We start from the raw sequence: 13,105 nt of genomic DNA, 5'->3' as shown, positions 1-13,105 counted from the left end.
GCCTCCAGGATGCGCCCATGACCCTCGTCGCCCGGCTCTGCGGCTTGATCCTCCTGCTGCTCTCCGGCCTCGCCCTGGCCGAGACGCCGCCTGAGCGCCGCGTCGCGCTGGTCATCGGCAATTCCAGCTATCGCAACGCCCCCGTCCTGCCGAACACCGTGAACGACGCGCGCGACATGGTGGTCGCGCTGCGCAAGGTCGGTTTCGAGGTGGTCGACGGTATCGATCTCGACAAGCGCGGCATGGATGCGGCGCTGACGCGCTTTGCCCGGCTGGCCCAGGATGCCGATGCCGCGATGTTCTATTTCGCCGGCCACGGCTTCCAGTTCAACGGCGAGAACTATCTCGTTCCGGTCGAGGCGAAGATCGAGGACGAGGTGGGCGTCCAGTACGAGACGACCCGGCTCAACGACGTCGTCACCGCCCTGAACTATGCCAAGGGCGTGAAGATCATGGTGCTCGACGCCTGCCGCAACAACCCCTTCGTCGGGTTGCTCGCCAAGCGGCAGGCGACGCGCGGCTTCTCGGTCGCGTCCGGTCTCGCTCCCGTCCAGCGCGCGCAAGGCATGGTCATCGCCTATGCGACGCAGGCGAACGATGTCGCCGCCGACGGCGCTGGCCGCAACAGCCCCTTCACCGCCGCGCTGGTGCGCGAGATCGACCAGCCCGGCCTGGAAGTCGCGGCGCTGTTCCGCCGCGTGCAGAAGAGCGTCTACGATTCCACCGCCGGCCGGCAGACACCGGAACTGTCGCTCTCACTGCTCGGCGATTTCTACCTCAATCGCGAGGAGACGGATGCCGATGTCTGGCGCCGCATCCGCGCCAGCGACGATCCCACCGCCCTGCAGGCCTTCATCCAGCGCTATCCGCAAAGCTTCTTCGCCATCGATGCGCGCACGCGGCTCGATCTGCTCGAACGCCGCTCCTCGGTCTCGACCGAGCGCGACAAGCTCGTGCGCGAATTCGCCGAGCGCGAGCGCGCCCTGCTCCAGCGTTTGGAAAAGGCGGAACAGGGCCGGCGGCAGGCTGCCGACGACCTTGCCCGTAAGGATATCGGCGATGCGGTCGGCGTCCCGCCGCCCTTGCCGGCTCCGGGCTCCGCGCCTGTCGCGGTCGCCCCTGCCCCGCCCCCGCCGCGTGCGCAGGACAAGGCCGAGCGCGCGCGCCTCGCCGACGAGCTTGCCCGCCGCGAATCCGAGCTCGCGGCGATCGAAACGGAAAAGCAGCGCCTTGCCGAGGAACGCCGGACTGTCGAGCAGGCCATGGCCGCACGGCTCGGCGCACCCGGGGCGATGCCGCAGAACCGCTCGACTCAACCCGTCGCCATGCCGGGCGTGCCCGCGCGCCCAGCGGAGGCCGCGCCGAGAGGGCGGGCCTCCGGCGAGTGTGCCGAACTCCTGATGCGTGCTCAGCTCGGCGATCTCACGCCCGCGGCGCGCGAACAATTGCGGCAATGCCGCTGATGCAAGGTGGCCGAGGCGAAGCGCCCGGCCCGAACTGGAGAGGTGAGGCATGACGAGCCTGGTCCGCTTCAAGACCGCCATGGTCGGACTGGCCCTGCTGGCGGGCACGCCCGCGGCTATCGCCCAGACACCGCCGCCGCCGACGCCGGTACCCTTCGCGGATGCGCTCCGCAAGGCCGCGGACGATCTGTTCGCCAAGGCGACCGTCTCCGGCGACAAGGTCAATCTCGTCATCGACCCGCTGATCGACGCAGCCTCCGGCGCGCAATCGGCCGCGACGCGCTCGATGCAGGCGACGCTGATGGAGATGGTCAAGGCGAACTATCCGCGCTTCACCGTCCTGCCCTTCGACAGCGAGGCCCTCGCCAGCAAGCCGGTGGTGCTGGTCGGCACCTTCACCGCCGTGAACAACCAGGGCGTCGCCGATGGGCCGCGCGATGCCTACCGGATCTGCCTGACGCTGGCCGATCTCAAATCCAACAGCGTTGTCTCCAAGGGCGTATCCCGCGCCCGTATCGAGGGCGTCGATACCACGCCGACGCTCTACTATCGGGACTCCCCGCTCTGGGCCAAGGATCAGGCCACGGACGCCTATATCAAGACCTGCCAGGGCACCAAGCTGGGCGACCCGATCGACGCCGGCTATGTCCAGACGCTGACCGCCAACGCGCTGATCAATGACGGCATTCTCGCCTACGAGACCCAGCATTTCCGCGAGGCGCTGGCCTTCTACCGGACGGCGCGCAAATTGCCCGGCGGCGAGCAGCACCGCGTCCGGATCGGCACCTATCTCGCCGCCAGCAAGCTCGCCCGGCGCGAGGACATGGTCGACGCCTTCGGCGACCTGATCGATTACGGCCTCGCCTCCGACCGCCTGATGGTCAAGCTGCTGTTCAAGCCCGGCACGACGCAATTCGTCGACGATCGCCAGATCACCGATCCCTATCCGATGTGGCTGAGCCAGATCGCGACCCGCTCCCGCCAGAAGGGCGCCTGCCTGGAGATCGTCGGCCACACCTCGCATACCGGCTTGCCGCAGGTGAACGAACGGCTCTCCACCTTGCGGGCGCAATTCGTCATGGATCTCCTGCTGACCGGCGCGCCCGACAATCGCGGCCGGATGATCGCGACCGGCCGCGGCTACAAGGAGAACCTCGTCGGAACCGGCAAGGACGATGCCAGCGACGCGCTCGACCGCCGCGTCGAGTTCAAGGTGATCGGCTGCTGACGATCACGCCTTGCGGCAGACTGTTGCGATAGCCCCGCGAAAAGCGGAAGCTGCGCGCCTTCGCCAGCTTTCCTGCGATCGACAAGGCTATCGACACCGTGCTGACCGGCTCCCCCTCGCGCCCCTCAGATGTCTTTCCAAAGATTGGAGCGAAGCGCTTCGACACGCTCGTCACCGAAACCCCTCGGACGGCATGACGATGACCGAAGAAGCCCAACGGATCGGCGCGATCATCGGTGCGCCACCCGAAGCGGTCCGCCAGGCGCTCTCGCGCCATGGCGTGCTGCGGGCCGGCATCAACCTGTCGAACTTCCTGCTGGTTTCCAGTCGCACGGCCGATGGCGGCCCGGCCGGGGTCTCGCCGGACATGGCCGCGATCCTGGCCGAATGCCTTGGCCTGCCGCTCGCCTATGTCCCCTATGAATCGCCCGGCCCGCTCGCCGATGCGGCGGAGCGCGACGAATGGGATGTCGCTCTCGTCGGGGCCGAGCCGCAGCGCGCCGCCGTGATCGATTTCACGCCTGCCTATACTGAGATCGAAGCGACTTATCTCGTGCCGCAGGGCTCGGATCTGCGGTCGGTAGGAGAGGTCGACCGGAAGGGGCGGCGCATCGCGGTCGCGGCCCGCACGGCCTATGGACTTTGGCTCGAGCGGAATATCCAGGCGGCCGAGCTTGTGAGCGGCGAGGGCTTCGATGGTGCCTACCGGCATTTCGTCGACCGGAAGCTCGATGCGCTCGCCGGCTTGCGGCCGAAGCTGATCGAGGACGAAAAGACGCTGCCGGGCTCGCGGATGCTGCCCGGCCGCTTCATGGCCGTCCAGCAGGCGCTGGGTACGCCCAAGACATCCGGCATCGCCCTCGATTACCTCACGCGCTTCGTCGCGGCGGCGATCGAAACCGGGACCGTCGCGCGGCTGATCGCCAAGCATGGCGTGACCGGCCTCTCCGTCGCCGCGATGCCTTCCGCCCGCTGAACGAGGCCCAAAAGACTTCTCGACGGTTTTCGCTGCAATCCGAATGGATGAGGTCTGACGGGCAGTTATCGTCGCCGCCCCGCAGGTCTTTGATTGATCAAGTGCCGCGCCGCCCGTATTCCTCTTGTCGACAAGAGGATTCCCATGAAAGCCCCCAAGACCAAGCCGGCCGCCGTTCCAGAGCGCAAGCGCGGCTCGGGTGTCAAATTCGTCTACGACCTGCTGCGCGACGAAATCCTCGATCTCGTCCTGGCGCCCGGCAGCCCGATCGACGAGGTCCAGCTCGCCGAACGCTTCAGCATGTCGCGCACCCCGATCCGCGAGGCGCTGGTCCGCCTGGCCGGTGAAGGCTTGATCGATACGCTGCCGAACCGCTCGACGATGGTGGCCAATCTCGACTTCCTCAACATGTCGCCCTTCTTCGACGCGCTGACGCTGATGTACCGGGTGACGACGCAGCTCGCCGCCCAGAATCGCCGCCCGGCGGATCTGGAGGCGATCCATGCCCGGCAGGCCGAGTTCGCCGCCGCGGTGAAGGCGCAGGATGCCCTGGCGATGATCGCGACCAACGCCGCCTTCCATGCCGCCATCGCCGACGCGGGTCGCAATCCCTATTTCAACAGCCTGTTCAGCCGCCTCCTCGACGAGGGCCGGCGCTTCCTTCGGCTCTACTACCAGTCCTATGACGACCGTTTGCCGCAGCAATTCGTCGACGAGCACGAGGCGATGATCGCCGCGATCGTGGCGCGCGACACTGCCCTGGCCGACCGCCTCAGTAAGGCGCATGCCGAGCAGATCGTCCAGCAGATTCAAAAGCTTATGATCGGGGATGAGCGACTCGACGTCACACTCTGAGTATCTTGTGTAATTCTTGTCGACAAAGAATATGCAAAACGCTATAAGCAGCTCGGGAGGGGCGCGCCGCCAGAGCGCGTGCCGATCGGATCCGGCTCTAGCGGCGGGGTCTCCGCAAGAACGACATCCAGAAGGAGAGCGAGATGAAGGCCAAGATTTTCTCCGGCGTGATCCCCGCGCTGATGACCCCGTGCAAAGCCGACCGGACCCCTGATTTCGACGCGCTGGTCCGCAAGGGCAAGGAGCTGATCGCCGCCGGCATGTCCGCCGTGGTCTATTGCGGCTCGATGGGCGACTGGCCCCTCCTGACCGATGCCCAGCGCATGGAAGGCGTCGAGCGTCTGGTGAAGGCCGGCATCCCGGTCATCGTCGGCACCGGTGCGGTCAACACCGCCTCCGCCGTGGCACATGCCGCCCATGCCCAGAAGGTCGGCGCCCAGGGCCTGATGGTGATCCCGCGCGTCCTCTCGCGCGGCTCGGTCATCGCCGCCCAGAAGGCTCATTTCAAGGCGATCCTGACCGCCGCGCCGGACCTGCCGGCGGTGATCTACAACAGCCCCTATTACGGCTTCGCCACCCGCGCCGACCTGTTCTTCGCGCTACGCGCCGAGCACCCGAACCTCGTCGGCTTCAAGGAGTTCGGCGGCGCGGCCGACCTGCGCTATGCGGCCGAGAGCATCACCAGCCGCGACGACGGCGTCTCGCTGATGATCGGCGTCGATACCGCCGTCGTGCATGGCTACGTCAATTGCGGCGCGACGGGCGCGATCACCGGCATCGGCAACGTCCTGCCGAAGGAAGTGCTGCATCTCTGCCAGCTCTCGGTGGCCGCCGCCGCCGGCGATGCCACCGCCCGCCGCCAGGCGCAGGAGCTCGAGCAGGCGCTCGCGGTGCTCTCCTCCTTCGACGAAGGCCCGGACCTCGTCCTGTTCTTCAAGCACATGATGATGCTGAAGGGCGACAAGGAATACACGCTGCATTTCAACGAGACCGATGCGCTGAGCGACAGCCAGCGCGGCTATTGCGAAGCCCAGCTCAAGCTGTTCGACGCCTGGTATGCCGACTGGTCGAAGGCGAATGTCGCCCGGAAGCAGGCGGCCTGATCATAGGCCCCCGCGCGGCGGAGCCTCTTCCGCCGCGCGCCGAAAGGCTCCATGCCGGGCTGCCCCGGACCGCCTCCCGGTCCGGGGCGAGACCAAGCCTGCATTCGAGAAGCGCAACCGCAGATGGCCAATCCCGATGTCATCGTCATAGGCGCCGGCGTGGTCGGCCTCTCCGCCGCGATCGCGGCGCAGGGGCGGGGCCTCTCGGTCACCGTGCTGGACAAGACGGGGCCGGCCGCGGGCGCCTCGGCCGGCAATGCCGGCGCCTTTGCCTTCACCGATATCCTGCCGCTGGCCTCGCCCGGAATCCTGCGTAAGACGCCGAAATGGCTGCTCGATCCGCTCGGGCCGCTTTCGGTGCCGCCCGCCTATGCGCTCAAGATCGCGCCCTGGATGTTCCGCTTCTGGCGGGCTTGCTCGCCGGCGCGCGTCGACCATTCCACGGCGGCGCAGACCGCGCTGATGGACCTGTCCAAGGCGGAGCTGGAACCTTTCCTGCAGGAAACCGGCACCGTCGCCATGCTGCGCAAGGACGGCAACCTCCAGGTCTATGAGGGCAAGGCCGAGCTCGACGCCTCCCTGCCCGGCTGGCAGGCCCGCGCGGACCACGGCATCGCCTTCCAGCACCTCGACGCCGCCGCCATGGCCGCGATCCAGCCCGGCCTCGCGCCGCGCTTCACCCACGGCACCTTCACCCCCGGCTGGTATTCGATCGCCGACCCGCAAGGCTACACGATCGCGCTCGCCGACCATTTCCGCACCCGCGGCGGCACGATCGAACGGCTGGAGGTCGAAAGCCTCGCGCCTGTCGACGGCGGCGTCACGATCCATGCCCGTGGCGGCCAGACGCGACAGGCCGCACGGGTCGTGTTGGCCGCCGGAGCCTTCTCCCATCGCATCGCCAGCAGCCTCAGCGAGCGCATCCCGCTCGAGACCGAGCGTGGCTACAACACCACGCTGCCGCCGGATGCCTTTGATCTGCGCACCCAGATCACCTTCGGCGGCCACGGCTTCGTCGTCAGCCGCCTGTCGATCGGCATCCGCGTCGGTGGCGCCGTCGAGCTCGGTGGGCTCGACCTGCCCCCGAATTTCCGCCGCTCGGAGGCGATGCTGGCCAAGGCCCGCGCCTTCCTGCCCGGGCTCAAGCCCGATGACGGCGTGCAATGGATGGGCTTTCGCCCCTCGCTGCCGGACAGCCTGCCGGCGATCGGCCGGGCGCGAGCCACCCCGCGCGTGGTCTACGCTTTCGGCCACGGCCATCTCGGCCTGACGCAATCGGCCGGCACCGCCCGGCTGGTCGCGGATCTCTTGACGGATCGGCCGCCCGCTATCGACATCGCTTCCTTCTCACCGCAGCGCTTCTGAGAGTCGGACCATGGCCAGCCACACCTTCTCCTGCATCGACGGCCACACCTGCGGCAATCCGGTCCGCCTCGTCTCCGGCGGCGGCCCGCGGCTGGAAGGCGCCAACATGCTGGAGAAGCGCGCCCACTTCCTGCGCGAGTTCGACTGGATCCGCACCGGCCTGATGTTCGAGCCGCGCGGCCACGACATGATGTCGGGCTCGATCCTCTACCCGCCGACCCGCCCCGATTGCGACGTCGCCGTGCTGTTCATCGAGACCTCCGGCTGCCTGCCGATGTGCGGCCACGGCACCATCGGCACGATCACCATGGGCATCGAGAACGGGCTGATCACCCCGCGCGAGCCGGGCAAGCTCTCGATCGAGGCGCCCGCCGGCAAGGTCGATATCAGCTATCGCCAGGAGGGCCGCTTCGTCGAGGAGGTCCGCCTGACCAATGTGCCGGGCTTCCTCCATGCCGAGGGCCTGACGGCCGAAGTCGAAGGCCTCGGCGAGATCGTCGTCGACGTCGCCTACGGCGGCAATTTCTACGCCATCGTCGAGCCGCAGAAGAACTTCCGCGACATGGCCGACCATACCGCCGGCGAATTGATCGGCTGGTCGCCGAAGCTGCGCGCCGCGCTCAACGCCAAATACGAATTCGTCCATCCCGAACACCCGGAGATCAAGGGCCTCAGCCACATCCAGTGGACCGGCCAAGCGACGAAGCCGGAAGCCCATGCCCGCAACGCCGTGTTCTACGGTGACAAGGCGATCGACCGCTCGCCCTGCGGCACCGGCACCTCCGCCCGGATGGCGCAGCTCGCCGCCAAGGGGAAGCTCGCGGTCGGCGACGAGTTCGTGCATGAATCGATCATCGGCTCGCTGTTCAAGGGCCGCGTCGAGGCCGCGACGACCGTGGCCAACCGCCCGGCGATCATCCCCTCCATCGCCGGCTGGGCCCGGATGACCGGCTACAACACCATCTTCATCGACGACCGCGACCCCTTCGCCCATGGCTTCGTCGTGACCTGAGACCACGGGCGGCTCTGCTCAATCCACGGGCGGCTCGTCAGCCCCTCGGCGGATCAGGAAGATCGCGGCGCCCGCACTCATCAGCGCGAGGCAGAACCAGGTCAGCGCATAGATCAGATGCGTGTTGCGGAAGCCGACCTGGGTCATCTCGCCCAGCGGCAACGGACCGGGCTCGGATGCCGCATCGGCATCGACGAAATAGGGCGCGACCTCGCCCAGCCCGCGCACTGATGCGATGGCTGCGACATCGCGCGAGTACCAGCGCCCCGCGGCCGGATCGTTTCTACGCAGGAACCCGCCACCGGGCTCGCTCAGGCGCAACAGGCCGACCACCTGCGTTTGCCCTGAACCGGTTGCGTGACGCTCTTCAACTCCGCGCTGGGCCTCCGGCACGAAGCCGCGATTGACCAGAACGGTGAAGCCGGCATCGCTGCGGAACGGCGCCAGCACCCAGAAACCGGGCCCGCGCTCGGTCACCGCCATGGTCAGCGTTTCCGCTATATCGAGATAGCGGCCCTGCAGGACGACGCGACGGTATTCGTCGGTGGCCGCGCCGATGCCGCTCCACGCATTTGGTTCCGGCGCCGCAACGGGGGGAGCATGAATCCGCGCTTCGACGCGGGCGATCAGGTCGAGCTTCCAGCTCCGGCGTTCGACCTGCCAGATGCCGAGCCCGGCGAAAATCAGCGTGCAGAGACCGAGCGCAACGACGAAGGCGAGCCGGGCCAACGGCGGACGGCGCCTCACTTCTGTTTCCAGCGGCGTCATCATCGCGCTCCCGGAAACTGCTGGGCTGCTCGCTGTGGGGAGGCGAATGGCGGTGCTTTCGAGACCGGAGCGGAGCGTACATCCGTACGTGAGCACCGGAAGCGCAGAAAGCGCCGTCAGTCGGCCGCCACAATAGAGCAGACAAGCGGTCTCCTACATGCGGTGCATGTCCGGCATCATGTTCGTGTTGAGGTGGTACATCACCCAGAGCGAGCCGGAGAGCACGATCACCACGATCACGATGGTGAAGATCAGGCCCATCATGTTCCAGCCGCCTTCCGAGCGGCCGTTCATGTGCAGGAAATAGACCATGTGGACGACGATCTGCACGGCGGCAAAGCCCATGATCACGATCGCCGTCAGCGTCGCATTCCCAAGCACGTCGTTCATGACGAGCCAGAACGGGATCGCGGTCAGGACGACCGAGAGCAGGAAGCCGGTGACATAGCCGCGCAGGCTGCCATGCGGGGCATGGTCGTCGCCATGGGCGTCATGGGCGCCATGCGGTTCGGCGTGGCTTTGGGGACCGCTCATTTCAGCACGCCCATCAGGTAGACGAAGGTGAAGACGCCGATCCAGACGACGTCGAGGAAGTGCCAGAACATCGAGAGGCACAGCAGGCGGCGGCGGTTGGCCTCGATCAGGCCGCGCTTCGATACCTGCACCATCAGCACGGTCAGCCAGATCAGGCCGAAGGTGACGTGCAGGCCGTGCGTGCCCACCAGCGTGAAGAAGGAGGACAGGAAGGCGCTGCGCATCGGCGTCGCGCCCTCATGGATGAGATGCGCGAATTCGTAGAGCTCGATCCCGAGGAAGGCGAGGCCGAAGAGCCCGGTGACGACGAGCCAGCCCTGCATCACCGCCTGCCGGCCCTTGTCCATGGCCAACATGGCGAAGCCATAGGTGATCGAGGAGAACAGCAGCATGGCGGTGTTGACCGCGACCAGCTTGAGGTCGAACAGGTCGGCCCCCGACGGGCCGGCGGCGTAGTTGCGCCCGAGCACGCCATAGGTCGCGAAGAGGACTGCGAAGACCAGGCAGTCGCTCATCAGGTAGAGCCAGAAGCCGAGCATGGTCGAGCCGCCGGAATGGGCGTGCTCGTCCTCGGTCACGTAGAAGGCCGGGACGCCCGGGACTTGAGCCTGTGCTTTCGCCTTGGCCATCATCGCCCCTCAGGCCCTGCCGAGCAGTTGGCTGCGCGAATCCTCTTCGCGCAGGACTGCCTCCGCCGGGATATGGAAGTCCCGGTCGTAGTTGAAGCTATGGATGATCACGGTCGCGATCACCGCGACGAAGCTCAGGGCCGCCAGCCACCAGATGTACCAGATCAGGGCGAAGCCGCCGACCGTGGCAAGCGCTGCGATGATCACGCCGGCGCCGGTGTTCCGTGGCATGTGGATCGGCTTGAAGCCGCCGAGCGGTCGCCGGTAGCCACGCTTTTTCATGTCGGCCCAGGCATCGAGATCATGCACGATCGGCGTGAACGCGAAATTATAGGCCGGCGGCGGCGAGGAGGTCGACCATTCCAGCGTGCGCCCGTCCCACGGGTCGCCGGTCGTGTCGCGCAACTGCTCCCGCCTGATGATGCTGACGCCGATCTGGATGATGAAGCAGAGGATGCCGAGCGCGATCAGCACCGCCCCCATCGCCGCGATCACGAACCAGATCTGCAGCGAGGGATCCTCGAAGCGGCTGAGACGCCGCGTCACGCCCATCAGGCCGAGCACGTAGAGCGGCATGAAGGCGACGTAGAAGCCGATCACCCAGAACCAGAAGGAGAGCAGGCCCCAAAACCGGTCGAGCTTGAAGCCGAAGGCCTTGGGGAACCAGTAGGCGATGCCGGCGAAGACGCCGAAGACCACGCCGCCGATGATGACGTTGTGGAAATGGGCGATCAGGAACAGGCTGTTATGCAGCACGAAATCGGCGGGCGGCACAGCGAGCATCACGCCGGTCATGCCGCCGATGACGAAGGTCAGCATGAACGCCAGCAGCCACATCATCGGCAGTTCGAAGCGGATGCGGCCGCGATACATCGTGAACAGCCAGTTGAAGATCTTCGCACCCGTCGGGATCGAGATGATCATCGTCGTGATGCCGAAGAACGAATTCACGCTGGCGCCCGAGCCCATCGTGAAGAAATGGTGCAGCCAGACGAGATAGGACAGGATGGTGATGACCACCGTCGCATAGACCATCGAGGCATAGCCGAAGAGGCGCTTGCCGCAGAAGGTCGAGGCCACCTCGGAATAGACGCCGAAGATCGGCAGGATCAGGATGTAGACCTCCGGGTGCCCCCAGATCCAGATCAGGTTCACGTACATCATCGGGTTGCCGCCGAGATCGTTCGTGAAGAAATTCGTCCCGACATAACGGTCGAGCGTCAGCAGCGCGAGCGTCGCCGCCAGGATCGGGAAGGTCGCGACGATCAGCACGTTGGTGCAGAGCGAGGTCCAGGTGAAGACCGGCATCCGCATCATCTCCATGCCGGGCGCCCGCATCTTCACGATGGTCGCGATCAGGTTGACGCCGGACAGCGTCGTGCCCACGCCTGCGATCTGCAACGCCCATAGGTAGTAGTCCATGCCCACCCCGGGCGAGTAGGCGGCCCCCGAGAGCGGCGGATAGGCGAGCCAGCCGACCTTGGCGAATTCGCCGACGAACAGCGACATCATCACCAGGACGGCGCCGCTCACCGTCATCCAGAACGAGAAATTGTTGAGGAAGGGGAAGGCGACGTCGCGCGCGCCGATCTGCAGCGGCACGACATAGTTCATCAGGCCAGTGACGAAGGGCATCGCCACGAAGAAGATCATGATCACGCCATGGGCCGTGAAGATCTGATCGTAATGATGCGGCGGCAGGTAGCCCTCGTTGCCGGCAAACGCGATCGCCTGCTGGCCGCGCATCATCAGCGCATCGGCGAAGCCGCGCAGCAGCATGATGACGCCGAGGATCATGTACATGATCCCGATCTTCTTGTGGTCCACGCTGGTGAACCACTCGTGCCAGAGATAGCCCCAGAGCTTGTAGCGGGTGACGAGCGCAACGAGCGCGAGGCCGCCGAGCGCGACGGCGGCGAAGGTCGCGATCAGGATCGGCTCGTGATAGGGGATCGCCTCGAGGGTGAAGCGGCCGAAGATCAGCTTCCACCAGTCGGGATAGGAGGTCATCGTTCCCAGCCTCAGTTGGCGACACGGGCGCTGACGCCCGCGGTGCCGTAGACATCGGTCGGCGTACAGATCGCCGTCACGAAGGGGCGCGGCGGCATCGGTTGCCCGCCCCGGCGCACGCTCTTGTCGTATTCGAGCTGCGCGACGATATGGATGCCCTCCTTACCGCCGCCCCCCTTCGCGTCCAGCGCCATCATGTCGCGCGTGCACATCTTGGCCCGGTCGACGCACATGTTGAGGACGGCGCTGAACAGGTCGGACGGAATGTCGCGGAAATAGCGGACCGGCTCGCGCTCGCTCGGCTTCTCCAGCACGAGATATTCCTCGCGCCCGAGCGTGCTGCCGTTACGGATCGCGCCCTGCACCCAGTCGCCGAAAGCCTTGTCGTCGACGCCGCGGAAGCGGAAGCGCATGTCGGAGAAGCCGGCGCCGCTATAATTGGCCGAGAACCCGTCGAACTCGCCGGCATGGTTGATCACGGCGTTCAGCTTCGTCTGCATGCCCGGCATGGCGTAGATCTGGCCGGCAAGCGCGGGAATGAAGAGCGAATTCATCACCGAGGACGAGGTGATGCGGAATTCGATCGGCTGGTCGACCGGCGCCACGACCTCGTTGAGCGAGGCGATGCCCTGCGCCGGGTAGAGGAACAGCCATTTCCAGTCGAGCGCGACGACCTGGATGACCAAGGGCTCCTTGCGGACACCGTTGCCGCCGGCCTTGGCCTCGACCGCCGGCTTGCCGGCACTGATCCGGTCGAGCGGGCGGTAGGGATCGAGCAGATGCGTGCCCATCCAGGTCATCGCTCCGATCACGATGATGATCAGCAGCGGCACCGACCAGATCACCACCTCCAGCGGCAGCGAATGGTTCCAGTCGGGATCGTAGCTGGCCTTGGCCGAGGCGCGGTAGCGCCAGGCGAAGAAAATCGTCAGCGCCATCACCGGCACGATGATCAGCAGCATCAGCCCGGTCGAGGCGAGCAGCAGGTTGCGCTGCTGCACTGCAACATCGCCGGACGGGCCCAGCAGCACCATCTGGCAGCCGCCGAGCAGCGCGAAGAGCGGCAGAACCGCTAAAGACCGAAGGATCCGCAAGAGACTCGAGACCTCCCTCATCCGGGACTGCCGTTCTCTATTCCCATTCTTTCGCACCGCACATAAGA

General features: G+C 66.4%; 13 protein-coding genes. 7 read left to right on the top strand and 6 right to left on the bottom strand.

The features are described from left to right. Window positions 1–17 precede the first annotated feature (17 nt). On the top strand, window positions 18–1,463 hold the full coding sequence (locus tag JHD80_RS03855) for a caspase family protein (RefSeq protein WP_199085057.1): 1,446 nt from the start codon (window positions 18–20) through the stop codon (window positions 1,461–1,463). A gap of 49 nt (window positions 1,464–1,512) precedes the next feature. After that, window positions 1,513–2,691 (top strand): OmpA family protein, encoded by a 1,179-nt coding sequence (locus JHD80_RS03850; protein WP_248311377.1) that lies wholly within the window; start codon window positions 1,513–1,515, stop codon window positions 2,689–2,691. On the opposite strand, the gene JHD80_RS03845 is transcribed toward JHD80_RS03850, so the two are convergent. Continuing rightward, on the bottom strand, window positions 2,672–2,857 hold the full coding sequence (locus tag JHD80_RS03845) for a hypothetical protein (protein ID WP_199085056.1): 186 nt from the start codon (window positions 2,855–2,857) through the stop codon (window positions 2,672–2,674). The genes JHD80_RS03850 and JHD80_RS03845 overlap by 20 nt on opposite strands. 33 nt (window positions 2,858–2,890) lie before the next feature. On the opposite strand from JHD80_RS03845, the gene JHD80_RS03840 reads away from it, so the two are divergent. The 5 genes from JHD80_RS03840 to JHD80_RS03820 all read left to right on the top strand — a co-directional run bounded on the left by JHD80_RS03840 (window position 2,891) and on the right by JHD80_RS03820 (window position 8,002). After that, window positions 2,891–3,667: a transporter substrate-binding domain-containing protein gene (locus JHD80_RS03840; protein WP_199085055.1), complete on the top strand. Its 777-nt coding sequence runs from the start codon at window positions 2,891–2,893 to the stop codon at window positions 3,665–3,667. Between the two features lie 144 nt (window positions 3,668–3,811). After that, the gene (locus tag JHD80_RS03835; protein ID WP_199085054.1) at window positions 3,812–4,522 is read left to right on the top strand and encodes a GntR family transcriptional regulator; all 711 of its coding nucleotides are present in this window, start codon (window positions 3,812–3,814) and stop codon (window positions 4,520–4,522) included. A gap of 143 nt (window positions 4,523–4,665) precedes the next feature. Further along, window positions 4,666–5,625, top strand: coding sequence for a dihydrodipicolinate synthase family protein (locus tag JHD80_RS03830; RefSeq protein WP_199085053.1), 960 nt, complete (start codon window positions 4,666–4,668; stop codon window positions 5,623–5,625). 123 nt (window positions 5,626–5,748) lie between these two features. Beyond that, window positions 5,749–6,990 carry an NAD(P)/FAD-dependent oxidoreductase gene (locus tag JHD80_RS03825; protein ID WP_199085052.1) on the top strand — a complete coding sequence of 414 codons (1,242 nt, stop codon included), beginning with the start codon at window positions 5,749–5,751 and terminating at the stop codon, window positions 6,988–6,990. Between the two features lie 10 nt (window positions 6,991–7,000). Continuing rightward, on the top strand, window positions 7,001–8,002 hold the full coding sequence (locus JHD80_RS03820; protein WP_199085051.1) for a 4-hydroxyproline epimerase: 1,002 nt from the start codon (window positions 7,001–7,003) through the stop codon (window positions 8,000–8,002). 18 nt (window positions 8,003–8,020) lie between these two features. On the opposite strand, the gene JHD80_RS03815 is transcribed toward JHD80_RS03820, so the two are convergent. From JHD80_RS03815 to cyoA, 5 genes are all read right to left on the bottom strand, one after another. After that, the gene (locus JHD80_RS03815; protein ID WP_199085050.1) at window positions 8,021–8,770 is read right to left on the bottom strand and encodes an SURF1 family protein; all 750 of its coding nucleotides are present in this window, start codon (window positions 8,768–8,770) and stop codon (window positions 8,021–8,023) included. Between the two features lie 153 nt (window positions 8,771–8,923). Further along, window positions 8,924–9,304, bottom strand: a complete 381-nt coding sequence (gene cyoD, locus JHD80_RS03810) for a cytochrome o ubiquinol oxidase subunit IV (protein WP_199085049.1) — start codon at window positions 9,302–9,304, stop codon at window positions 8,924–8,926. After that, complete coding sequence (gene cyoC / locus JHD80_RS03805; RefSeq protein WP_199085048.1) at window positions 9,301–9,933, bottom strand: cytochrome o ubiquinol oxidase subunit III; 633 nt, start codon at window positions 9,931–9,933, stop codon at window positions 9,301–9,303. Before cyoC ends, cyoD begins: the two co-directional genes overlap by 4 nt. A gap of 9 nt (window positions 9,934–9,942) precedes the next feature. Further along, window positions 9,943–11,943, bottom strand: a complete 2,001-nt coding sequence (gene cyoB, locus JHD80_RS03800; RefSeq protein ID WP_199085047.1) for a cytochrome o ubiquinol oxidase subunit I — start codon at window positions 11,941–11,943, stop codon at window positions 9,943–9,945. A gap of 11 nt (window positions 11,944–11,954) precedes the next feature. Beyond that, the gene (gene cyoA, locus JHD80_RS03795; RefSeq protein ID WP_199085046.1) at window positions 11,955–13,037 is read right to left on the bottom strand and encodes a ubiquinol oxidase subunit II; all 1,083 of its coding nucleotides are present in this window, start codon (window positions 13,035–13,037) and stop codon (window positions 11,955–11,957) included. Window positions 13,038–13,105: the final 68 nt, after the last annotated feature.

Source organism: Allobosea sp. ASV33, from assembly GCF_016428755.1.
Lineage (GTDB): Bacteria > Pseudomonadota > Alphaproteobacteria > Rhizobiales > Beijerinckiaceae > Allobosea.
The sequence above is the reverse complement of the archived record's forward strand: the minus strand, read 5'-3'. Positions and strand labels throughout refer to the sequence as shown.